19 protein-coding genes are annotated in these 21,720 nt (G+C 74.3%); 15 read left to right on the top strand and 4 right to left on the bottom strand.

What is annotated here, in order from left to right:
- Positions 1 to 131 precede the first annotated feature (131 nt).
- Positions 132 to 2,042 carry a copper resistance CopC/CopD family protein gene (locus C0216_RS13140; protein WP_114055454.1) on the bottom strand — a complete coding sequence of 637 codons (1,911 nt, stop codon included), beginning with the start codon at positions 2,040 to 2,042 and terminating at the stop codon, positions 132 to 134.
- A 422-nt stretch (positions 2,043 to 2,464) separates the two neighbouring features.
- Between C0216_RS13140 and C0216_RS13135 the strand changes: the two genes are divergently transcribed.
- Positions 2,465 to 3,142: a CPBP family intramembrane glutamic endopeptidase gene (locus tag C0216_RS13135; RefSeq protein WP_246042518.1), complete on the top strand. Its 678-nt coding sequence runs from the start codon at positions 2,465 to 2,467 to the stop codon at positions 3,140 to 3,142.
- Between the two features lie 10 nt (positions 3,143 to 3,152).
- Here C0216_RS13135 and C0216_RS13130 read toward each other — a convergent pair whose 3' ends face one another.
- Positions 3,153 to 4,856 (bottom strand): alpha/beta hydrolase, encoded by a 1,704-nt coding sequence (locus C0216_RS13130; RefSeq protein ID WP_114055452.1) that lies wholly within the window; start codon positions 4,854 to 4,856, stop codon positions 3,153 to 3,155.
- Positions 4,857 to 5,265: 409 nt separating this feature from the next.
- Between C0216_RS13130 and C0216_RS13125 the strand changes: the two genes are divergently transcribed.
- The gene (locus tag C0216_RS13125) at positions 5,266 to 7,269 is read left to right on the top strand and encodes an ATP-binding cassette domain-containing protein (RefSeq protein WP_114055451.1); all 2,004 of its coding nucleotides are present in this window, start codon (positions 5,266 to 5,268) and stop codon (positions 7,267 to 7,269) included.
- Positions 7,270 to 7,469: 200 nt separating this feature from the next.
- On the opposite strand, the gene C0216_RS13120 is transcribed toward C0216_RS13125, so the two are convergent.
- Positions 7,470 to 7,889 (bottom strand): CBS domain-containing protein, encoded by a 420-nt coding sequence (locus C0216_RS13120; protein ID WP_114055450.1) that lies wholly within the window; start codon positions 7,887 to 7,889, stop codon positions 7,470 to 7,472.
- Between the two features lie 186 nt (positions 7,890 to 8,075).
- On the opposite strand from C0216_RS13120, the gene C0216_RS13115 reads away from it, so the two are divergent.
- The 11 genes from C0216_RS13115 to C0216_RS13065 all read left to right on the top strand — a co-directional run bounded on the left by C0216_RS13115 (position 8,076) and on the right by C0216_RS13065 (position 18,974).
- Entirely contained in the window at positions 8,076 to 8,651 is a 576-nt protein-coding gene (locus tag C0216_RS13115; protein ID WP_114055449.1) for a hydrogenase maturation protease, read from the top strand.
- 109 nt (positions 8,652 to 8,760) lie between these two features.
- The gene (locus tag C0216_RS13110) at positions 8,761 to 9,930 is read left to right on the top strand and encodes a 4Fe-4S dicluster domain-containing protein (protein ID WP_114055448.1); all 1,170 of its coding nucleotides are present in this window, start codon (positions 8,761 to 8,763) and stop codon (positions 9,928 to 9,930) included.
- On the top strand, positions 9,927 to 10,403 hold the full coding sequence (locus C0216_RS13105) for a cyclic nucleotide-binding domain-containing protein (RefSeq protein WP_114055447.1): 477 nt from the start codon (positions 9,927 to 9,929) through the stop codon (positions 10,401 to 10,403). Before C0216_RS13110 ends, C0216_RS13105 begins: the two co-directional genes overlap by 4 nt.
- Positions 10,400 to 11,206 (top strand): FAD/NAD(P)-binding protein, encoded by an 807-nt coding sequence (locus C0216_RS13100; protein WP_114055446.1) that lies wholly within the window; start codon positions 10,400 to 10,402, stop codon positions 11,204 to 11,206. The genes C0216_RS13105 and C0216_RS13100 overlap by 4 nt, the downstream gene beginning before the upstream one ends.
- 3 nt (positions 11,207 to 11,209) lie before the next feature.
- Positions 11,210 to 12,028, top strand: coding sequence for an oxidoreductase (locus tag C0216_RS13095; protein ID WP_114055445.1), 819 nt, complete (start codon positions 11,210 to 11,212; stop codon positions 12,026 to 12,028).
- On the top strand, positions 12,025 to 13,422 hold the full coding sequence (locus C0216_RS13090; protein ID WP_114055444.1) for a Ni/Fe hydrogenase subunit alpha: 1,398 nt from the start codon (positions 12,025 to 12,027) through the stop codon (positions 13,420 to 13,422). Before C0216_RS13095 ends, C0216_RS13090 begins: the two co-directional genes overlap by 4 nt.
- 125 nt (positions 13,423 to 13,547) lie before the next feature.
- On the top strand, positions 13,548 to 15,341 hold the full coding sequence (gene acsA, locus C0216_RS13085; protein ID WP_114055443.1) for an acetate--CoA ligase: 1,794 nt from the start codon (positions 13,548 to 13,550) through the stop codon (positions 15,339 to 15,341).
- A gap of 25 nt (positions 15,342 to 15,366) precedes the next feature.
- A complete protein-coding gene (gene pdhA, locus C0216_RS13080) occupies positions 15,367 to 16,419 on the top strand; it encodes a pyruvate dehydrogenase (acetyl-transferring) E1 component subunit alpha (protein ID WP_174250390.1) in 1,053 nt (350 codons plus the stop codon).
- Positions 16,419 to 17,417: an alpha-ketoacid dehydrogenase subunit beta gene (locus C0216_RS13075; protein ID WP_114055442.1), complete on the top strand. Its 999-nt coding sequence runs from the start codon at positions 16,419 to 16,421 to the stop codon at positions 17,415 to 17,417. The genes pdhA and C0216_RS13075 overlap by 1 nt, the downstream gene beginning before the upstream one ends.
- A gap of 1 nt (position 17,418) precedes the next feature.
- Complete coding sequence (locus C0216_RS13070) at positions 17,419 to 18,711, top strand: dihydrolipoamide acetyltransferase family protein (protein WP_114055441.1); 1,293 nt, start codon at positions 17,419 to 17,421, stop codon at positions 18,709 to 18,711.
- Positions 18,708 to 18,974 carry an acyl carrier protein gene (locus C0216_RS13065; protein WP_114055440.1) on the top strand — a complete coding sequence of 89 codons (267 nt, stop codon included), beginning with the start codon at positions 18,708 to 18,710 and terminating at the stop codon, positions 18,972 to 18,974. The genes C0216_RS13070 and C0216_RS13065 overlap by 4 nt, the downstream gene beginning before the upstream one ends.
- Before the next feature lie 66 nt (positions 18,975 to 19,040).
- Here the strand turns inward: C0216_RS13065 and C0216_RS13060 are convergent, their stop codons facing one another.
- Complete coding sequence (locus C0216_RS13060; protein ID WP_114055439.1) at positions 19,041 to 19,490, bottom strand: Hsp20/alpha crystallin family protein; 450 nt, start codon at positions 19,488 to 19,490, stop codon at positions 19,041 to 19,043.
- 366 nt (positions 19,491 to 19,856) lie between these two features.
- Here C0216_RS13060 and C0216_RS13055 point away from each other — a divergent pair, with 366 nt between their 5' ends.
- Together C0216_RS13055 and C0216_RS13050 are read left to right on the top strand one after the other, a co-directional pair.
- Complete coding sequence (locus C0216_RS13055) at positions 19,857 to 20,840, top strand: 1-phosphofructokinase family hexose kinase (RefSeq protein WP_114055438.1); 984 nt, start codon at positions 19,857 to 19,859, stop codon at positions 20,838 to 20,840.
- A 208-nt stretch (positions 20,841 to 21,048) separates the two neighbouring features.
- Positions 21,049 to 21,693, top strand: a complete 645-nt coding sequence (locus C0216_RS13050; protein WP_114058641.1) for a CBS domain-containing protein — start codon at positions 21,049 to 21,051, stop codon at positions 21,691 to 21,693.
- Positions 21,694 to 21,720 lie beyond the last annotated feature (27 nt).

Here is a 21,720-nt window from a genome sequence, read left to right as displayed (position 1 = left end):
AGCGGAGGCGGGCCCCGCCCGGGGCCCGCGCCGTCCGGCACGCCGCCCGGCGGCCCCCTCCGGCCCCTCACGGGGCCCGGGGAGGGGCCGCCGGGCGCCGGCGTTTCCACGGCACCCGGCGGCCCTGCCGCTCACTTCGGCCGCCCCGTGACCGGCACCGGGGCGCGGACGGTCGCCTGGTCGATGTCGCCCGTGCGGACCGTGACGGCGGCGTTCCACTCACCCGGCACGGGCAGCCGCAGGTCGTATGCGGCCCAGTACCCCTTCCGGTCGGTGAGCTTCGCGTCGATCGGTCCGATGTCCAGGTCGGTCTGGGTGAGGTTGAGGCGGATTTCGGGCACGGCCGCGAGGCCGCCGTCCTCGGTGAACACCACGGCCTCGACCGAGTTCTCCCCGACGCGTCCCGGTGACAGCGTGATCTGCACCGTGCCGCGGTGCCCGGCCGCCCCCGTGTCGAAGGGGACGGTGACCACCCGCACCTGCGGGCCGCGCGCGGCGGCCGCCTCGGCGCTCCGCACGGCGGCGCGCCCGGGCTGCGTCCCGGTGAGCACGGTGGTGGCGGTGAGGACCAGGACGCCGAGTGCGGCTTCGGCGGCCACGGTGCGGCGCAGGCGCCGCCGCTGCCCCTCTGCCCCGCCGGGCGCCGGCGGGCCGGCTTTCGCACCGGCGGACGGTGCTCCGGGCGCCGGCCCCGGGCCCGCGGCGGCCGTGCCCGCCACTGCCAGGGCGGGCTCCCGCACCCGCCCGGCTCCCGTGTCCGCACCCGTCGCACCGGCCGTGCCGGCCGTGCCGGCCGGGTCCAGGACACGGGCGGCCAGCCGCCGGGAGAAGGACGCCGCCCACAGCATCAGGACCACGGCGGCGGTCTTGACGAGGAGGATCCTGCCGAAGGAGGTGGTGGTCAGCGCCTCCCAAGAGCCGACCTGCCGCCACGACTGGTACAGGCCCGTGCCAACCAGGACGGCGACGGCCGCGAAGGCGAGCGTCGAGAAGCGGCCGACCGCGCGGGCGGGCACGGCGGGACCGCCTGCCCCCCGGCCCCCGAGGACGGCCGCCAGCGTGGCCAGGCCGCCCAACCAGACCCCCATGGCGAGCAGGTGGAGTACGGAGGCGGGGACGGCCAGCGGCACCTGGATCCCGGCGGCGGCGTGCTCGGCGGCGGCCCAGGTGAGCGCGAGGCCCGCCGCGAGGCCCGCCGCCGTCCAGTGGACCCGGCGGCCGGGACACCACTCCTCCGCCCGGCCGTCCGGGTCCCCGGCCCGGCGGGCCAGCCTCAGCAGCAGCACGGCCGTCGCGCCGAGCAGGAGGAAGCGTACGACGAGAGCTCCCCCGGCCCTCCCGGTGAGGGTCTGCCCCAGCAGGGCCGGGTCGAGCGCCGCCGTCAGCGGGCCGCCGGTCTCGTACGGGCCGCGCAGCAGCAGCAGCGCGGTGGTGGACACGGCGAGCGCGGCCCAGCCGGCGGCCAGCAGCCGGCGCACGGGGCGCAGCGCACCGGCGCCGGGCCAGCACAGGAGGACGAACGCGGCGGCGCCGGCGAGGAGGGCGAGACCGCTGTAGGCGACGTGGCGGAAGACCCCGTGGAGGCGGCCGGCCGCCGTGTCTCCGGCGGCCGTGTCGGGCACCTCGGCAGCGGTCTCGGACGGTCTGCCGACGGAGAAGACGAACGCGCCGGAGATGGGGTGGCCGTCGGCGGAGACGACCCGCCAGGCCACCGTGTAGGTGCCCTGGGCGAGCCCGTCGGCGAGCTCCACGCGGCCGGTGTTGCCCCTGCCGTCGGCGTGGTGCGCCGGGCGGGGGTTGACTCGCTCGTTGTCGGGGGACAGCACCCGCACCGAGTCCGCGGAGAGGCCGACCGTCTCGGTGAAGGTGAGGGTGACGTGCGGGGGCGGCGAGGCGAGGACCGAGCCGTCCGCGGGGTCGGATCCCGTGAGCCCGGAGTGCGCGGAGGCCGGGCCGGCCCCGCCGAGGAGCAGAGCAGCCACGGCGGCGACCAGCGCCAGGACGGCGAGCGGTGCCCTGGCGTGCGGCGATCCGGTGTGCATGGGCGGGCGGCCTCCGGGGTGGTGGGCGTCGGTGGCGGCGGCGCCGCGCCGCGAGCCGCGGCCGGGCGGTGCGCATGCCGGGCTGTGGACGCTAGTGCCGCGCGAGCGCCCCGGGCCGGGCTTGAGCAACTTCCGCCAAAAAACGGTCCGGGCCCGGCCGATCCGCTTGCCCCGGCGGGCCGGCCGTGCGAGGCGCGGGGGCGTGTGCGCGAGGGGGCGGGCGGGTCGGGTGCCCGGTAGCGTGAGCCTGGAGGGACCGGGCCCGGGCAGACCGGGCCGCACCGCCGGCCTGACCGAAGGGCGGAACGCGCATGCCCTGCCCCGACCCCGGTGGCGCCGGTCGGCGCGAGGGCCGGGGGCCCCGTACCGGAACCGGACCGCCGCGGAGGCGCCGGCACGGAGCGCTCGGCACCTGGCCCGCGGTGGGGCTCACGCTGGCCGTGCTCGCCGCCGCCAACGTCGCCGCGCACCTGGGGCCCGCGGCAGCCGCGGTGCGTACGGCCGCGGCCCTCGCCGTCAGCGCGCTGCTGCTCGGGGTGCTGCGCTGGGCCGGCGGGACGTGGGCGGACGCGGGCCTGGCCCGCTGCACGATGGCGCGCGGCGCCCGGTGGGCGCTGGCCCTGGTCGGCATCGTCGCCGCCGTGTACCTGGTCGCGGCGCTGCTGCCGGCGGGCCGGGCGCTCTTCGAGGACCGGCGGTACGCGGGGATGGACGGCGGTGAGCTGGCGCTGCGGATCCTCGTCCTGGTGCCCGTCGGCACCGTCCTGGTGGAGGAGACGGCCTTCAGGGGGGTCCTCTACGGCCTGGTGCGGCGGGCCCGGGGGACGGTGTGGGCGACCGCCGTGTCGAGCCTCCTGTTCGGCCTGTGGCACGTGCTGCCCTCCCTGGGCCTGGCGTCCGCGAAACCGGCGCTGGGAGGCGTCTTCGGCGGCTCCGGGGCGGGCGCCGCACTCGCCGTGCTGTCGGCCGTGCTCTTCACCGCGGCGGCGGGCGTGCTGTTCTGCGAGCTGCGGCGGCGCAGCGGCAGCCTGCTGGCCCCGCTGGGCCTGCACTGGGCGGTCAACGCCCTCGGCTACCTGGTCGGCTTCCTGCTGCGCTGACCGGGCACTGCTACGAGCCGTCCGGCCGGACGATGTCGCGGAGGCGGTCGAGGTCCTGCGCCGTGATGCCCTCGGGCCGCATGACGGCGTTCCACCCGTCGACGTACGCGGTCTTGTAGGTGTGGCCGTGGCCGTCGGGGACGCCCGTGGAGAACGGCAGGTCGGCCGTGATGTGCCAGAACGTCACGAAGGGCAGCCAGACCATCTCCTCCAGCACGTCGTCGCCGGGGGCCTGGCGGATCCAGTCGGGTTCGGTGAGGGCCAGCGAGGGGCTCCACCAGACGATCGGGTCGGAGGGGTTCATCAGGTAGAGCACCCGCGTCCCGTCCCACAGCCGGTCCGCGGGGGGCATGCCGGCGGCCGGGTCGCCGGTGAACCGGACGGTCCGCCCGTCCTTGAAGACGGGCTCGATCTCCGGGCTGGCCGGGTCCCGCTGGTCGCTGAACTCGCGGAAGAGGGTGTTGAAGTTGGGCGGCCCGGCGAAGAGGGTGCCGGCGGTGCGGTTGCGCAGGTCGTACTCCCCGCTGAAGGCGGTCTCCCCGCCGAACGACCCCAGGCTCTCGCCGGCGGCGAACAGCCGCGGCCGCTGCTCGGGCGGCAGCTTCGACCAGACGTCGTAGACGGCGTCGAAGAGCTCCCGGCCGGCCTGGCGCGCCTTGGACTGGTCGACGAGGTAGGAGAGCCAGGACGGCAGGTAGGAGTACTGCATCGCCACGGTCGCCGCGTCGCCGCCGCCGAGGTACTCGAAGGTGTCCACGGCGGCGGGATCGACCCATCCGCTTCCCGTGGTGGTCATCACGAGCAGGTTCTCGCGCTCGAAGCCGCCCGCACGGCGCAGGTCGGCGACGGCCTGTTCCGCGCGGCTCTCGGCGTCGTCGGCGGTCGCCAGGCCGGCGTACGCGCGGACCGGCTCCATCGCCTCGCGGCCGGCGAACGCGCCGATCTGCTCGGCGGTCGGCCCGCTGCCGGTGAAGGCCCGCCCCTCCCGGCCGAGGGTCTCCCACGGCACGAGGGAGCCCGGTCCGCCGGAGCGCAGGACCGACGCGGGCCGGCTGACGCCCTCGGGTGTCTCGGTGTCGCGTACCGAGAAGGCCTCGTTCGCGGCGTTCACGAAGCCGCCCAGGAGCAGCCCGCTGAACACCGACCACGCCAGGGCGGCCACCGCCAGCCAGCCGACCACCCGCGCCGCACGCGGGCCGATCCACCGCCCGAGCAGCCGGGCTGCCGCGTGGTAGAGGCGGCGGAGCCCGCGGCCGACGACGAGCAGGACCAGGAAGACGGCGGCCGCGACGAACGGGCCGGCGACGGTGGCGGCCGCGCTGTACTCGGTGACTCCCATGAGCTGCCGGATCCGGTGCTGCCAGTACTGGCCGAGCCCGAAGGCGACGCCGAACAGGATCACCGCGCAGACCGCGAAGACGAGCCAGGACCGGCGCGAGGGGGTTCGCGGGTCCCGGTCGGCGAAGGCCCGCCACACGAAGGCGGCCAGCACGCCGAGCGCGTACCCGATGGCCGCGCTGATGCCGGCGACGACGCCTTGGAGCACGCCCCCGCGGGGAAGCAGTGACGGGGTGAAGGACAGGCAGGCCAGGACGAGCGCGCCCCAGCAGCCGGGCAGCGTGGCCCGGAACCGGCGGCGGCGCGGCCGCTCCTCCTCCGGCGGGCTCTGCGGCGGGGGCGGGGACGGGGCGGCGGACGACGAGGCCTGGGTCATGGCATTCCTTCCGGAGCCATGGTCCCGCGCGGCGGCCGGACCTGCCATCCGGCTGCGGCGGGCGCCCGTACGGGACCGCAAGCCCTCGGCAGGATGACAGGAACCTGTTCGAGCGAGTTTCAACGCGACGACGCCAGACACACCGGGCCCACCGGGCCGCATGGGAACATCCGTTCACGATCGGCCCCGGATGCGGCAGTGACGCACCCGATCGGGAGCCGTTCTTGGAGCACCAGTCCCAGCCGTGCACCCATGAGGAGGACCTCGTGACTCCACAGCCTCAGCACTCCGCAGACCCCTCCCCGTTCGAACGGGGAGGGCGTGTCCCGCGCCCCGGCCCGTCGTACCGGCGCCGTGTTGACGCCCGCCCCGCCCCGTCGGGCGCGCGCCGGGGCACCGGGAGGGCCGCATGACCACGGGTCAGAAGACCGGATCCGGCGCCTCCGGGGTGTCGGACTCCGAGCGGCTCCTCTTCGGCGGCGAACTCGCCTACGACATCGGCTGGGACCGGCACGAGGGCGCCTGGCTCCGTCTCGGCCTCTGGTCGATGGCCCGGCAGCTGCCCGGCCTGGTCGGTACCGGGCTGCGCCTCGCCCGCCGGGCCGACCCCCGGGCCCTGCGGGTCGTCCTGGCCTCCGAGGTCGGCCGCGGCATCGCGCAGGCTGTCGGCCTCGTCGCCGTCAACAGCGTGCTCGGGCACATCCTCGCGGACGGCAGTACCAACGAGCGCCTCACCCGGGCCGTGCCCGCGCTGGCGGCCGTCGCCGTCACGGCGTTCGTCGGGTCCCTCCTGCGCTCGGCCTCCACCGCGGCCACCGGAGCGCTGGAGCCGAAGGTGCAGCGGGTCGCGACCGAGCAGTACCTGGGCCTGGTGCACCGCACGGAGCTGGCGGCGATCGAGGACGACGAGTTCCACCGGCTCCTCGACGCGGCCCGCTACGGCGCCGACTCGGCCCGCCGCATGATCCGCTACTGCACCAACACCCTGAACGCCGCGGTGTCGCTGATCGCCGCGGCCGGCGTACTGGCCGTCCTGCACCCGGTGCTGCTGCCGCTCCTGGTGCTGATGACCCTGCCGAGCGCGTGGAGTTCACTGATGATCTCCCGCCAGGAGTACCTCTCCTTCCACGCCTTCGTGCAGCATGCGCGGGCCGGTCTCCTGCTCGGCCAGCTGCTGACGCAGAAGGAGGCCGCGGCGGAGGTCCGCGTCCACGGCATCGGGCCGTTCCTGCTGGGCCACTTCCGGAACATGGCCGAGACCAGCGAGCGCGAGCAGACCCGGCTGGCCCGCCGCGCCGCCCGGATCGGGCTCGCCGCGGACGGCGCCGGAGGCCTCGCCACCCTCCTCACGTACGGCGCCCTCGGCGCGCTGCTGTGGGGCGGGGCCATGGACCTGGCGGTCGCCGGAACGGCCGTCCTGGCCATCCGCACCGGCGGCGCGAGCCTGGACACCCTCGTCCTGCAGATCACCGAACTGCACCAGGAGTCCCTGTTCGTCGCCGACTTCGAACGGCTGTGCCGGGAGGCGAAGGCCCGGGCCATCCCTGCGGGCGGGCAGCCGCTGCCCGAGCGGCTGCGCGAAGTCCGCTTCGAGAACGTCACGTTCACCTACCCCGCCGGCGCGGCCGCCCGGCCGGAACCGACGCTGCACGACGTCAGCCTCTCCTTCCCCGCCGGGAAGATCATCGCGCTGGTGGGCGAGAACGGCTCCGGCAAGTCCACCCTCGTCAAACTCCTGGCCGGCCTGTACCTGCCGGACGAGGGCGGCGGCACGATCTGGTGGGACGGCGTCGACGCCCGCACCGCCGACCGCGACCAGCTCTTCGACCGCGTCGCGCTGATGTCCCAGGACTTCCAGCACTGGCCGTTCACCTTCCGCGTGAACGTCGGCATCGGCCGCCCGGAGCTGCCCATCGACGACGACGCGGTCAAGGACGCGGCCGCCTTCTCCGGGGCCGACCAGGTCCTGGACGGCCTCCCCCGCGGCCTCGGCACCCTCCTCGCCCGCGGCTACCGGGGCGGCCACCAGGTCTCGGGCGGCCAGTGGCAGCGCATCGGCATCGCCCGCGCCAAGTACCGGCGGGCGGAGATCCTGATCGTGGACGAGCCCACCAGCGCCCTGGACGCGGTCGCCGAACAGCGCGTCTTCGACCAGATCAGGTCCCTGGCCGCCACGACCGGCCAGACGATCGTCCTCATCACCCACCGCCTGCACTCGGTACGCCACGCCGACCTGATCCACGTCCTGAAGGACGGCCGCGTCGCCGAGTCGGGCACCTTCACGGACCTCATGGACGAGAAGACCGCCACCGGGGACTTCCGCAGCGCCTACCTCACCCAGGCCGCCGCCTTCGAAGCCACTCTCCCGTCCCAGTCCACCGGCCCCCACGACACGCTCAGGACCACTCCGTGACGGGCCGGTACACAGTGCCGGCGGACGTCCACCTCACCCTGCGCCGGACGCGCGCGGCGGGTCCTGGCTCCGCACCGGAAGCCGTGTGTGGCGGCTGACCGGGCCCGAGGGCGGGACGTGGTTCCTCAAGCGGCACCGCGGGCCGAAGTGACTGCGTCAGCGTTGGGCTGGACCTTGCACGTGTGCCGCGTCGTTGCGGATCACCGAGCGGCGCAGATCGTCTCGACGAAGTGGCCCACCTGTTCGTCGGTGAGGTGCCGTGCGAGATCGGCCTCGCTGATCATTCCGACGAGCCGGTGGTCGGCGATGACGGGTACCCGCCGGATGCGGTGGTCCTGCATCGTGGCCAGGACCTGGTCCGCTCCCGCGTCGGCGTCCACCGTCACGGGCTTGCCCTGGGCGAGCTGGCCGGCCGTCATGTGGCCCGGGTCCTTTCCCTTCGCCAGGCACTTGATCACGATGTCGCGGTCGGTGATGATTCCGTGCAGGCGGTCGTCCGGACCGCAGATGGGGAGTGCCCCCACGTCCAGCTCGCCCATCCGGCGTGCCGCATCCATGAGCGTCTCCGTCTCCTGGACGCAGGCGGCACCGGTGTGCATGATCTCCCGCGCTGTCTTCATGGCTGCCTCCTCGTCGCGCCCCCCTGTCCAGTCTGGCTTCAGGCCCACCGGCCCGCGCGCCGGCCGCGGTGACCCGGAGTGCGGACGGCGGCCGCCGGCCCGATCATCGGCACGCGGGCACGTCCGCCCCCGGGTGGCGCAGGAGGCTGCCGCCGCCGGTCCGTCCGCGGAGAGGAGTCGGAGCCGATGGAGGCGCTCACCGCTGCGGCGGTCATCGGACTCGGCAACGGGTTCCGCAGGGACGACGGTGTCGGCCCGGTGGTGGTCGGCCTGCTGAGGGAGCGGTCCGCTCAGCGGCGGCTGCCCGCCGACACCGTCCTCGCGGAGTGCGACGGGGACCCCGGGCGTCTGATCGAGCTGTGGGACAACACCGCCCTGGCCATCGTCGTCGACGCCTGTTTTCCCCCTTCGGCGCAGCCGGGGCGGACGCACCGGTGGGATGCCGCCGCGGACGGCGGGCTGCGCCCGGCCGCCGCCGGAAGGCACAGCACGCACGGGCTCGGACTCGCCGATGCGCTGCGTCTCGGGGCGGTTCTCGGCCGCAGTCCCGGCCGCCTGATCGTCTACGCGGTCGAAGGGGCGGACCGTTCGATGGGGGTCGGCATCACCCCGGCAGTGGCTCGCGCGGTCCCGCGGCTGATCCGGCGGATCGCGGCGGACATCGGGCAGCACGGCGCGTCCCCGGGTGCCGCCCGCACCCGGACGGACCCGCGCGACACGACTCGCCGGACGGGATCCGCCACTCGCGACGGGTCGGCCTGACACCCTGTCCGTGAACACGTGCACGCCGTCCGGTTCGGCACCGGCGGACTGCTGGTGCCCCGCACGGCCCGCCTTCCGCGGGCCGCAGGTACCGGAGAGAGGGCAGGCCATGAGCGACCCCGAAGGAGTCGGCCGGGTTGCGGGCGGCCCCGCCGAGGCGGTGCTGGACCGGGCCGGCCTCGAAGCTCTCGTACAGGTCCTCAGGCGCCGCGGCCGCACGGTGATCGGCCCGACCGTACGGGACGCGGCGATCGTCCTCGACGAGCTGGAGTCCGCCGCCGAGCTGCCCTACGGGTGGGGGGTGGAGCTGGAGGCGGGGCGGTACCGGGTCCGCCGGCGTGAGGACGGGGCCGCATTCGCGCACAGCGCGGGTCCCCAGTCGTGGAAGTCGTTCCTGCACCCCGAGCGGGTGCGCCAGTGGTCCGCGGACCGGGAGCCCGGCGGCGGGCTGACCGTGCGCGAGGAGGAGCAGGAAAGCGCCGCCTACGCGTTCCTCGGCGTGCGCCCCTGCGATCTGCGCGCCATCCGGATCCTGGACCGGGTGATGTCCGGCGGCCGGTACCGCGATCCCGCCTACCTGTCCCGGCGGACGGGCGCCTTCCTCATCGCCGTCGAGTGCACGGAGCCCGGGGCCACGTGTTTCTGCGTCTCGATGGGCACGGGACCGGCCGCGGACGCCGGCTACGACCTCGCTCTCACCGAGGTGGTGGACGGCGCCGGCCACCGCTTCCTGTGCCGGAGCGGGACCGGGGAGGGAGCCTCGGTCCTCGCGGAGATTCCCCGCATCGCCGCCGACGACGCCACGCGTACCGCCGCGGCCGACGGCGTGCGCCGGGCCGCCGAGCACATGGGCCGCTCCATGCCGCCGGTGGACCTGCGCACGCTCATGCGGGACACGCTGGAGGCCGACCGCTGGGACGACGTCACGGCCCGCTGCCTGAGCTGCGGCAACTGCACCATGGTCTGCCCCACGTGCTTCTGCACCACCACCGAGGACGTGACCGACCTGACCGGCGACCACGCCGAGCGGTGGCGCCGCTGGGACTCCTGCTACGACCTCGACTTCTCGCTGCTGCACGGCGGCCCGGTCCGGGCGACCCCCCGCAGCCGCTACCGGCAGTGGCTCACCCACAAGCTGGGCACCTGGCACGACCAGTTCGACAGTTCCGGCTGTGTCGGCTGCGGCCGCTGCATCGTCTGGTGCCCCACGGGCATCGACCTCACCGAGGAGGCCCACGCCCTGCACCGGGAGGCCACAGGGCAGGAGGGCACGCCATGACCGCGGATCCGGACGCCGCCGGCGGGGACGGGCTGCTCGACGCTCTCCCGGCAGAGGAGCGCGCCCAGCTGATGGCCCTGGCCCGCGACACCGTCCTGCCGGCCGGCACCCGGGTCTTCGAAGAGGGCGGGGAAGCGGACCGCTTCTGGGTCCTCCGCTCGGGCACGGTCGCGCTGGACATCCAGGTGCCCGGCCGGGGACGCGCGGTCGTCGAGACCATCGGCCCGGGCGGCCTGCTCGGCTGGTCGTGGTTGTGCCCGCCCCGGCAGTGGCACCTCGGCGCCGAGACCCGGGAGCCGACCCGCGCCTGGACGTTCGACGCCGCGGCGGTACGCGACCTCTGCGCGGCACGGCCCGTGCTGGGGCTGGCACTGGTCACCCTCGTCGCCGAGACCATCGGAGAACGGCTCAGGGCCACACGCACCCGGCTGCTCGACCTGTACCGGACCCCCGAGAGCGGGCGCACCCCATGACCCTGTCCCCGCTCCCCCACCGGGTGGCGGACCGCCGGGAGGAGACACGCGACACGGTCACCCTCACCCTGGAGCCGGTCGGCGAGCCCCTGGCCCCCTTCGCACCGGGCCGGTTCGCGATGGTGTACGCGTTCGGCGTCGGAGAGATCCCCGTGTCCGTGTCCCGTATCCCCGGCGGCCGGCGGCTGGCGCACACCGTACGGGCCGTCGGTGCCGTCTCCCGCGCGCTGTGCGACCTGGGGCCCGGCGCACAGGTCGGGGTCCGCGGGCCGTTCGGCACCGCATGGGACACCGCGGCCGCCCGAGGCGGGGACGTGCTCGTCGTCGCCGGAGGCATCGGCCTCGCCCCGCTGCGCCCCCTCATCCATGCCGTGCTGGCAGAGCCGGACGCGTACGGCCGGCTGAGCGTCCTCGCCGGCGCCAGATCCCCCGGCGACCTGCTGTACGCGGACGAGTTCCCCGGGTGGCGCCGGCCGTTCGCGGCCGTCACCGTCGACCGCCCCTGCGACGACTGGACCGGCAGGGTCGGTGTGGTCACCGCGCTGCTCGCCGAGGCCCGGTTCACCGCGGCGGACACGACCGCCTTCGTGTGCGGCCCCGAGGTCATGATCCGCGCGACCGCGCGCGCCCTGCTCCACCGCGGAGTGCCTCCGGCCCGCATCCAGGTCTCCCTTGAGCGCAACATGCGCTGCGCCACGGGCCACTGCGGCCACTGCCAGCTCGGGCCGCTGCTGCTGTGCCGCGACGGCCCGGTCGTCGGCTACGACCGAGCCGCTCCCCTGCTGGCCATCCGGGAACTGTGAGGCATGACGACCCCCGACGCACACCCCCAGCCCGCCGCCCGGCCCCGCCTGGGCGTCTTCAAGTTCGCCTCCTGCGACGGCTGTCAGCTGACCCTCCTCGACTGCGAGGACGAACTGCTCGGCATCGCCGCCGAACTGGAGATCGCCCATTTCGCGGAGGCGTCCAGCGATGCCGCACCGGGGCCGTACGACCTCGTGCTCGTCGAAGGCTCCATCAGCACGCCCGAGCACCTGGACCGCATCCGGCGCGTCCGCGCCGACTCCCGCCACCTCGTCACGATCGGCGCCTGCGCCACGGCAGGGGGCGTCCAGGCACTGCGCAACCACGCCGACGTGGACGAGTACCTCGCGACCGTCTACGCCCGACCCGACTACATCGCGACCCTCGCCACCTCCACGCCCGTCTCCGCCCACGTGCCCGTCGACTTCGAGCTGCGCGGCTGCCCCATCGACCGCGGCCAGCTCCTGGAGGTGATCACCGCGTTCCTCGCAGGACGCAGACCCGGCATCCCGAACCACAGCGTCTGCTTCGCCTGCAAGCGCCGCGGCAACGTCTGCGTCACCGTCGCCCACGGCACACCCTGCCTCGGGCCCGTCACGCACGCCGGCTGCGGAGCGCTGTGCCCGACCTACGGGCGCGGCTGCTACGGCTGCTTCGGACCGGCCGGAACGACCAACCTTCCGGCGCTCGTCCCGCTCCTGCACCGTGACGGCATGAGCGAGGAGGACGTCGGGAGGTTCCTGCACACCTTCAACACGGCCGCGTTCGCCGCCGTGGAGGAGCAGGGGCCCGGTGTGACGGGTGCGGAAGGAGCCGAATGACGGAGTCCACGCCGCGGTCCCGGACCCTGCGCATCCCCGCCCTCACCCGCGTCGAGGGCGAAACGGCGCTCCACCTGCGGATCCATGACGGCACCGTCCTGGAAACACGCCTGGCGATCTACGAGCCGCCGCGGTTCTTCGAGGCGTTCCTCCGCGGCAGGGCCCACACGGAGCCCCCCGATCTCACGTCCCGCATCTGCGGGATCTGCCCCGTCGCCTACCAGATGAGTGCCTGCCGGGCCGTCGAGGACGCGTGCGGCGTCGCCGTCGGCGGGCAACTGGCCGCTCTCCGCCGCCTGCTGTACTGCGGGGAGTGGATCGAGAGCCAGACCCTGCACATCCACCTGCTGCACGCTCCGGACTTCCTCGGCCACGACGACGTGATCGGCCTGTCGCGCGCCCACCGCGGGCACGTCGAGCGCGGTCTGCGCCTGAAGCAGACGGGCAACGCAGTGGTCGAGCTGCTCGGAGGCCGGGCGATCCACCCCGTCAACGTCCGCCTCGGCGGCTTCCACCGCACCCCCACGGCCGCGGAGCTGCGGCCGCTGGCGGTCCGGTTGCGCGGAGCCCTCGACGACGCCTGGGACACGGTCCGCTGGGTCGGCGGGTTCGACTTCCCCGACGCCGAATGCGACGCCGACTTCCTCGCCCTCGCCGAGGCCGGCACCTACGCCATCGAGTCCGGCGTCCCCACCGTCATCCGGTACGACGAGCCGTTCACGCGGCGCACGTTCCCCCTGCGGGACTTCTGCGACCACGTCGCAGAAGCTCAGGTCCCGCACTCCACGGCCCTGCACTCCCGGCTGGACGGACGCAGGCACCTCACCGGCTCGCTCGCCCGCTGGGCCGTCAGCGGTCACCTCCTCTCCCCGACGGCCCTGGAGGCGGCCCGGGAGGCCGGGCTGGGCGACCCTCCGGCGCCGCCGGGAGCAGGAGGCACCGGGCGCGGCAGCGCCTGCCGGAACCCCTACCGCAGCATCCTCGTCCGTGCGGTGGAGGTCCTGTACGCCGTGGAGGAGGCGCTGCGCATCATCGGGGCGTACGAGCCGCCGCCCCACCCGTACGTGGAGGTCCCCGCCCGGGCCGGCACCGGACACGGGGCCACGGAAGCACCCCGCGGCCTGCTGTACCACCGCTATGCGCTCGACGACGGCGGCCGCGTCACCGACGCACGCCTCGTTCCGCCGACCGCGCAGAACCAGGGCGCCATCGAGGAGGACCTGCGCCGGATCGTCCAGTCCGGGGTCGACCGCGGGGAGGAATCCGAGGCCGGGCTCACCCGGCTGTGCGAGCGGGCCGTCCGCAACCACGACCCCTGCATCTCGTGCTCCGCCCACTTCCTGGAACTCGACATCGAGCGGACGCCGGGGAGCGGCGGGCCCGCGGAGGGGTGAGTGTGCGCGCCGGCAGGGCCCGAGCGGTCCCCACGCGGACCCGTTCGGCCCTCCCCCGGCGGGCCGCATCCGAAGGATGGTGGTGTCGCACCTCCACCAGGCCTCGTGGTGGGCGAGGAGCCGTCATGACCTACCCGATCATCACCAAGGAGCGCCACCCGGACGACACCTGGCGGCTCCCGGACTACGAGCAGGCCCGCGCCGCGTTCACCTGGGGCGAGGCCCGGACGTGGCTGAGCGGTCTGCCGGACGGCGGCGGCCTGAACATGGGTTTCGAGGCGGTCGACCGGCATGTCGAGGCCGGGCACGGCGCGTGGGAGGCGCTGCGGTGCGTAGCCGCCGACGACTCGGTCACCGGCGTGAGCTACGCGGACCTCGCCGCCGAGACGTCCCGTTTCGCCAACGTCCTCGCCGGCCTGGGAACGGCCCCGCAGGACCGCGTCTTCACTCTGCTGGGCCGGCGCCGGGAGCTGTACACCGCCGCTCTGGGCACGCTCCGTGCCGGACGGGTGCTGTGCCCGCTCTTCTCGGCGTTCGGCCCGGAGCCGGTGCGGCAGCGGATGGCGCTCGGCGACGCCCGGGTCCTGGTGACCACCGAGGCCCTGTACCGGCGCAAGGTCGAGGCGATCCGCCCGCTGCTTCCCGGCCTGGCCCACGTGCTGCTGGTCGGCGCCGTCACCGACCCGCCGGAGGGCACCCGTGTGCTCGAACACCTCATGGCGCAGGCGTCACCGGTGTTCACGGTGCCGCCCACCGACCCCGAGGACATGGCCCTGCTGCACTTCACGAGCGGGACGACCGGCACGCCCAAGGGTGCGGTGCACGTCCACGACGCGGTCGTGGCCCACCATGCCACGGCGGCCTTCGCCCTGGATGTCGGCCCGCGGGACGTGTACTGGTGTACGGCCGACCCGGGCTGGGTGACGGGCACCTCGTACGGGATCATCGCCCCGCTCACGCACGGTGCCACGCTGGTGGTGGACGAGGGCGAGTTCGACGTGCACCGCTGGTACCGGATCCTCGACACGCAGGACGTCGCGGTCTGGTACACGGCTCCCACGGCGATCCGGATGCTGATGCGGGCCACGCCGCGGGGCGGCGACCGCAGCCTTCCCGGCCCGTACGACCTCTCCTCACTGCGCTTCATCGCCAGCGTCGGCGAACCCCTCAACCCCGAAGCCGTGGTCTGGGGGCAGGAGGTGCTGGGCCTCCCCGTGCACGACAACTGGTGGCAGACCGAGACCGGCGCCATCATGATCGCCAACTACGCCTCCAGCGACATCCGCCCCGGCTCCATGGGGCGTCCCCTCCCCGGCGTGCACGCGGCCATCCTGGAACGGGGGCAGGACGGACGGGCGGCGGTCACCGACGGGCACGTGCGGCAGGTGAGCCGTCCGGGCGTGGAGGGCGAACTGGCACTCCGCCCGGGCTGGCCCTCGATGTTCCGGGGCTACCTGAACGACCGCGCGCGGTACGAGGCCTGCTTCGTCGACGGCTGGTACCTCACGGGTGATCTGGCGAAGCGGGACCGGGACGGGTGGTTCTGGTTCGTGGGGCGGGCCGACGATGTGATCAAGTCCGCCGGTCACCTCATCGGCCCCTTCGAGGTCGAAAGCGCGCTGATGGAGCATCCGGCCGTGGCCGAGGCCGGGGTGATCGGCCGCCCGGACCCGGTCGTGGGGGCCGTGGTCAAGGCCTTCGTCTCCCTGCGGCCCGGCTATGAGGCGGCGGACGCGCTGAAACGCGAACTGCTCGCGTTCGCCAGGCAGCGGCTCGGGCCCGCGGTGGCCCCGCGTGAGATCGATTTCGATCAGAACCTCCCGAAGACCCGCAGCGGCAAGGTGATGCGCCGCCTGCTGCGGGCCCGTGAACTCGGTCTGCCCGAGGGCGATCTGTCGACCCTGGAAAGTCCTGCGTGAGCTGCTCGTGAGGAAGGGCCCTGCCATGAACGCCACCGCGAGGAGTGCCCCCGGCCCGAAGCGTCCCGGCAGTCGCCGGCCGCGCCCGGCCGGGGACGGCGAGCACCGCCCACAACGTGACCACCAGCTGGCGCTGCTGCGGCAGATGCTGCTGATCCGCCGCTTCGAGGAGCGCTGCGTCGAGCTCTACAGCGCGGCGAAGATCCGCGGGTTCGTGCACCTGTACATCGGTGAGGAGGCGGTCGCCGTCGGTGTCGGCCAGGCCCTGCGCGAGGAGGACGCCGTCGTGTCCACCTACCGCGAGCACGGCCACGCCCTCGCGCGGGGCGTACCGGCCGAGGCGGTGATGGCGGAGATGTTCGGCAAGGCCACCGGGTGCAGCCGCGGCCGCGGCGGGTCCATGCACCTGTTCGACGCGGGGAGGCGCTTCTACGGCGGCAACGCCATCGTCGCCGGCGGGCTGCCGCTGGCCGCGGGCCTGGCCCTCGCGGATCGGATGCGCGGTGCCGAACGCGTGACGTGCTGCTTCTTCGGCGACGGGGCCTACGCGGAGGGCGAGTTCCACGAGACGGCCAACCTCGCGGCCCTGTGGCAGCTGCCGCTCCTGCTGGTCTGCGAGAACAACCTGTACGCCATGGGGACCAGTCTGGCGCGGGAACACGCGCAGACGAACCTGGCGATGCGCGCCGCGTCGTACGGTATGCCCGCCTGGACCGTCGACGGCATGGACGTGCTGGCCGTCGAGGCCGCCGCACGGCGGGCGGCGGAGTCGGTGCGGGCAGGCGGAGGCCCGCACTTCCTCGAGGCACGGACGTACCGCTTCCGCGCCCACTCCATGTACGACCCGGACCGCTACCGCGACAAGGAGGAGGTGGCCCGGTGGAAGACGCGTGACCCGCTGGACGGCCTGGAGGGGGCGATGCGAACCGCCGGATCCCTGGACGACGGGGTGATGAAACAGCTGGAGGAGGACGTGGCCACCGAAATCGACGCCGCCGTACGCGCCGCGGAAGCCGCCCCCCGCGAACCGGTCTCGGATCTTCTGCGGTTCGTGACGAGCGTCCCCGGGAGGGTGTGATGAACGCGACCCGGGCTGCCGATACCGCCCGCACGACGTACCGGGAGGCCCTCCGTGCAGCGCTGCGCGAGGCGCTGCGCGGCGATGACCGGGTCTTCCTCATGGGCGAGGACGTCGGCCGGTACGGCGGCTGCTTCGGAGTGAGCCTGGGACTGCTGGAGGAGTTCGGACCCGACAGGATCCGGGACACCCCGCTGTCGGAGTCCGCTTTCGTGGGGGCCGGCATCGGTGCCGCGCTGGGCGGGATGCGTCCCGTCGTCGAGATCATGACCGTGAACTTCAGCCTGCTCGCCCTCGACCAGATCATGAACAACGCGGCCACCCTGCTGCACATGTCGGGCGGGCAGCTGAACGTTCCGATCGTGATCCGTATGACGACGGGGGCGGGCCGACAGCTCGCCGCCCAGCACTCCCACAGCCTGGAGAGCTGGTACGCCCACATCCCGGGCCTCCGGGTACTCACCCCCGCCACCGTGGACGACGCCCGGCACATGCTGGCCGCGGCGCTCGACGACCCCGACCCCGTCGTGCTCTTCGAGCACGGGAGCCTCTACAACGAGGAGGGCGTGCTGGACGCCGCGACCGACTCCGTCGGCCTCGACTCGGCGGCGGTGCGCCGGCCCGGCGCGGACGTCTCCGTGATCACGTACGGCGGGTCGCTGCCGAAGGCCCTGGCCGCGGCGGAGGAGCTCTCGGGGGACGGCGTCGACGTGGAGGTGGTGGACCTGCGGTCGCTGCGCCCCCTGGACGACGCGACCGTGCTGGAGTCCGTGGCGCGCACCCACCGGGCCGTCATCGTCGACGAGGGCTGGCGCAGCGGCAGCATCTCGGGGGAGATCGCGGCCCGCATCGCCGAGCAGGCCTTCTACGACCTCGACGCGCCCGTCCAGCGGGTGTGCAGCCAGGAGGTGCCGATGCCGTACGCGAAGCAGTTGGAGGAGGCCGCCCTGCCCCAGCCGGCTTCCATCGTGGCGGCCGTCCGCCGGGCGGTGGCCTGACATGGGCGAGTTCACGATGCCGTCCCTCGGAGCCGACATGGACGAGGGCACCCTCGTGGAGTGGCTGGTCGCCGAGGGGGCCGAGGTCGCACGGGGCGACGTCGTCGCCGTGGTGGAGACGGCCAAGTCGACGATCGAGGTCGAGTGCTTCGAGTCGGGCACCGTCACGGAGCTTCTGGCCGAGCCGGGCACGACCGTGCCGGTGGGAACGCCCCTGGCCGTGATCAGCCCCGCGGCCTCCGGTCCCCCGGCCGTGGCGCCCGGGCCGGGCCCCGCGGCAGCAGCAGCCCCCGCCACACCCCTCGTACGGCACCAGGCGGCCGAGGAGGGAGTGGACCTCCAGGCGGTGCACGGCAGCGGCAGGGGCGGCCGGATCACCCGCGCGGACGTGTCGCGGGCCGCACACCCGGCGCCCGCGCGGATCGCGGCGTCACCGCTGGCCCGGCGGCTCGCCGTGTCCCTGGGCGTCGATCTCGCCGCCGTCAGGGGCACCGGCAGCCGCGGCGCGGTCAAGGCCGACGACGTCCGCGCGGCCGCCGGAAGCACCGGAGCCGCCGGCGAGGAGTCCGCACCCGGAGCCGCCGGCGGGGAGTCCGCACCCGCCGCGCCGGCCGGACGGGCAGCGCCGGCCGGTGATCGTGACCGTCTCGCCATCGCCCGTCTGATGGCCCGTGCCAAGCGGGAGATCCCCCACTACTACCTCTCGACGGTCATCGACCTGTCCGCGGCCCTGGAATGGATGCGCACCGAGAACAGCCGACGGACGGTTGCCGACCGCCTCGTCCCTGCTGCACTGCTGCTCAAAGCCGTCGCGCTGGCCGCACGCGAGGTGCCCGAACTGAACGGGCACTGGATCGGCGGCCGGTTCGTGCCCGCGACCGGCGTGCGCCTCGGCACGGCCGTGTCGCTGCGCGGCGGCGGGCTGGTGGCGCCCTCCCTGGCGGATGCCGACCGGCTGCCCCTGCCGGACCTGATGGCCGCGCTGAAGGACCTCGTCGCCCGGGCGCGGCACGGCAGGCTCCGCGCCTCGGAGACGGCGGACCCCACACTCACCGTGACGAACCTGGGCGACCAGGGCGTCGAAACGGTCTTCGGCGTGATCTACCCGCCCCAGGTCGCGATGGTCGGCCTCGGGCGGGTGACCGACCGCCCCGTCGCGGTCGACGGCATGCTCGCCGTCCACCCGACCGTCACCGCCACCCTGTCCGCCGACCACCGGGCCAGCGACGGCGCGACCGGCTCCCGCTTCCTCACCACGCTCGACCGCCTGCTCCAGCACCCGGAGGACCTGTGACCCGCGACGAAGCCCTCGAGACGATCAGAAGCGTGATCGAGGAGGTCGTGCCCGGCGCCGACCTCTCCTCGGTGCCCCCTCACGCGAACTTCCGCGAGTACCTGGAGATGGACTCGCTGGACTTCCTCAACTTCGTCGAACTGCTCAGCGGCCGCACGGGGCTCGCCCTCCCGGAACAGGACTACGCGTCCCTCACCACTCTCGACGGGTGCGCGGACTACGTGGCCGAACAGACCCGGGGAACGGGCGGGGACCCGTCGTGAACAGCGGTGGGTGGCGCCGCACCTGCTGATGTGGTGCTCGGGTCCGCGTCCGGGTCCGTTCCGCGGCTACTCACCCGTCTCCTGCGGGGGACGCTTGACCGGGATGCTGCGACGGCCTGCGGGTGGCTCGGCCTCCATCGGGACGCGGACGGTGAGGATGCCGTCCTCGTACGCGGCCTCGACTCCTTCGGTGGGGATCTGGCCGGGCAGCCGGACACTCCGGCGGAAGGATCCGTAACGGAACTCCGAGTGGTCCTTGTCCTCCGTGCTCTCGGTGTGCTCGGCGCTGACGGTGAGCATGTCGCCGTCCACGGTGATCTCCACGTCCTTCTCGGGGTCCAGCCCCGGCATTTCGGCGCGGAGCGTGTACGTGCCGTCGGTCCTGGTCACCTCGATCGGGATCAGGTGGGTGCCGAGGGCCGGCCGCCACCCGGGGAAGCCCGGGAAGCCGGCTCCGAACCAGTCCGTGAGGTCGGGGAAGAGGCTGCGCCTCCGCTCCATCTGCGTGCCTGACATGGGGTGCTCCTGGATTCTCCGGCGCCGTCCGGCGGCGTCTCGTGCGTTCCTGCCTCCACTGTCGGCCTGCCCGCCCGCGGTCCGCTTGGGCCTGTCGGGGCAGGTGCGGGACCGATCGGCCCCGGTGTCGGGCACCGGGCGGGCGGTTCCGGTGCTCGCGGCCCCTGCCGGCGCCGATTCGGCCGGAGCCCGGAGTCCCTCCTGGCGTGAGACCGTCGAAGGGGGAGCCCGGTCAGACGGGTCGGAGACGTCCCTGTCCACGGAGGTGAGCGCGATGGCGCTTCCGTCACAGCCCAGGATCTGCGGGTCCGCCGAGCAGCAGGCGCCGCGGCCGCAGGCGGCCGGCGCGACGGCCGGGACTCCGTGATGAGCACGGGTGCGGGGCCGGACGCCTCGGCCGCAGGTCCGGACGTGGTCACCCTGACGCTGAATCCGACGGTCGACCTGTGCTGGGAGGTCGACCGTCTGGAGTACACCGGCAAGAACCGCGCGCGGGTCAGGTCGGTGGCCGCCGGGGGCGGGGGGATCAACGTCGCCCGTCACATCGCGCGGTTCGGAGCCCGTGCCACCGCCGTCCACACCGCCGGGGGCGAGGTCGGGCTGCGCCTCACGCGGCTGCTGGACGAGGAGGGCATGCACCACGTCGCCGTCGGCATCGCCGAGGACACCCGCGAGGCACTCGTGCTGTTCGAGACCGTGTCGCGCCGCAGCTGCCACGTCGTTCCCCCCGGCCCGCAACTCCGCGAGGGCGAGGGTGAGCGGTGCCTGGAAGCCCTGGGGCGGTTCCTCGGCGGGCGCCCGTACGTCGTGGCCAGCGGCAGCCTGCCCGGCGGCCTGCCCGACGACTACTACGCGGCCGTCGCCCGCCTCGTCAGGGAAGCCGGAGCCCGGCTGGTCCTGGACACCTCCGGACCGGCACTGCGGGCGGGGCTCGCGGAGGGCGTGTTCCTGTTCAGGTGCAACCGGACAGAGGCGGAGAGCCTGGCCGGCCGACCCGTCGACAGCTTCGACGACGCGCGGGCACTCAACGGGCACCTGCTCGCCACGGGAGCCGCCGAGATCGCCGTCACGACGCTCGGCGCGCTGGGCGCGGTGTGCTCGACCGGGAAGGGCCACACCGAACTCCACGCGCCGCCGCTGCCCGGCGAACCCCTGAGCGATGCGGGAGCAGGAGACAGCATGGTCGCTGCCCTCACCGCGGAGCTGGCCGGCGGCGCCGATCCCGTCGGTGCCTGCACGCTGGGGGTGGCCACAGCCGCCGCGGCGATGCTCACCCCGAGCACCGAATCGTTCGACGTACGCGTGGCACGATCCCTGCGCGGACAGGTGCGGGCCGTCAGTCGTGGCTGATACTCCCCCACAGGGCGCCGGAGGCCGGCGGCATCGGCCGCCCGGCAGCGTCCGCCGGGAGAGGGGGCCGATCGGGCCCTGCCCTGGCCCACAGGACCCGTGCGCGTCCACAGCTCCGGTGCTCAGATTGGAGGAGGGCCAACCCGACCTGCACGCGCCCCGGGGCGGCGGCAGGGCCCGCGACCGCATCACGGCGAAGGAGCCGGTCATGCCCGCATCCCGCTACACCGTCAGTGACGTCATGACGCACACCGCGATCGCCATCGGCCGCGAGGCGTCATACAAGGAGATAGTCGAACTGATGCAGGAATGGAAGGTGAGCGCTCTCCCCGTCCTGGAGGGAGAAGGCCGCGTCGTCGGTGTCGTCTCCGAGGCCGACCTGCTGCCCAAGGAGGAGTTCCGTCGGCAGGAGCCCCGCCTCCCGGACCAGTTGGAGGAGGCCTCCAAGGCCAGTGGCGTGCTCGCCGAGGACCTGATGTCGAGCCCGGCGGTCACCGTCCACCCGAGCGCCGCCATCGCCGAGGCGGCACGCATCATGGCCCGCAGGCACGTCAAGCGCCTGCCTGTGGTGAACGACGTCGGCATGCTCGAGGGCATCGTCAGCCGCAGCGACCTGCTGAAGGTCTTCCTGCGTCCGGACGGGGAGCTGGAGGAGGAGATCCGCCAGGCCGTGCTCACCGAACTCGCCCCGGACGTTCCCCTGGACTTCTCCGTCCAGGACGGTGTGGTCACCCTCCGAGGCCCGCTGCGCGACCGCGCTCTGGTCCCCCTCCTGGCACGGGCCATCCGGGCGGTCGAGGGGGTCGTCGACGTGCGCATGGAACTCGACGGGGCGGTGTCGACCCCCGCGTAGGCCGGCTCGGCGTCCCCCGACCCGAGA

Origin of the sequence: Streptomyces globosus (assembly GCF_003325375.1) — a bacterium.
Lineage (GTDB): Bacteria > Actinomycetota > Actinomycetes > Streptomycetales > Streptomycetaceae > Streptomyces > Streptomyces globosus_A.
The sequence above is the reverse complement of the archived record's forward strand: the minus strand, read 5'-3'. Positions and strand labels throughout refer to the sequence as shown.

Coding starts and splice junctions, on each gene's coding strand:
- C0216_RS13140 (WP_114055454.1), bottom strand. CDS start 2,042: ATGCACACCGGATCGCCGCACGCCAGGGCACCGCTCGCCGTCCTGGCG.
- C0216_RS13130 (WP_114055452.1), bottom strand. CDS start 4,856: ATGACCCAGGCCTCGTCGTCCGCCGCCCCGTCCCCGCCCCCGCCGCAG.
- C0216_RS13125 (WP_114055451.1), top strand. CDS start 5,266: ATGACCACGGGTCAGAAGACCGGATCCGGCGCCTCCGGGGTGTCGGAC.
- C0216_RS13120 (WP_114055450.1), bottom strand. CDS start 7,889: ATGAAGACAGCGCGGGAGATCATGCACACCGGTGCCGCCTGCGTCCAG.
- C0216_RS13115 (WP_114055449.1), top strand. CDS start 8,076: ATGGAGGCGCTCACCGCTGCGGCGGTCATCGGACTCGGCAACGGGTTC.
- C0216_RS13110 (WP_114055448.1), top strand. CDS start 8,761: ATGAGCGACCCCGAAGGAGTCGGCCGGGTTGCGGGCGGCCCCGCCGAG.
- C0216_RS13105 (WP_114055447.1), top strand. CDS start 9,927: ATGACCGCGGATCCGGACGCCGCCGGCGGGGACGGGCTGCTCGACGCT.
- C0216_RS13100 (WP_114055446.1), top strand. CDS start 10,400: ATGACCCTGTCCCCGCTCCCCCACCGGGTGGCGGACCGCCGGGAGGAG.
- C0216_RS13095 (WP_114055445.1), top strand. CDS start 11,210: ATGACGACCCCCGACGCACACCCCCAGCCCGCCGCCCGGCCCCGCCTG.
- C0216_RS13090 (WP_114055444.1), top strand. CDS start 12,025: ATGACGGAGTCCACGCCGCGGTCCCGGACCCTGCGCATCCCCGCCCTC.
- acsA (WP_114055443.1), top strand. CDS start 13,548: ATGACCTACCCGATCATCACCAAGGAGCGCCACCCGGACGACACCTGG.
- pdhA (WP_174250390.1), top strand. CDS start 15,367: ATGAACGCCACCGCGAGGAGTGCCCCCGGCCCGAAGCGTCCCGGCAGT.
- C0216_RS13075 (WP_114055442.1), top strand. CDS start 16,419: ATGAACGCGACCCGGGCTGCCGATACCGCCCGCACGACGTACCGGGAG.
- C0216_RS13070 (WP_114055441.1), top strand. CDS start 17,419: ATGGGCGAGTTCACGATGCCGTCCCTCGGAGCCGACATGGACGAGGGC.
- C0216_RS13060 (WP_114055439.1), bottom strand. CDS start 19,490: ATGTCAGGCACGCAGATGGAGCGGAGGCGCAGCCTCTTCCCCGACCTC.
- C0216_RS13055 (WP_114055438.1), top strand. CDS start 19,857: ATGAGCACGGGTGCGGGGCCGGACGCCTCGGCCGCAGGTCCGGACGTG.
- C0216_RS13050 (WP_114058641.1), top strand. CDS start 21,049: ATGCCCGCATCCCGCTACACCGTCAGTGACGTCATGACGCACACCGCG.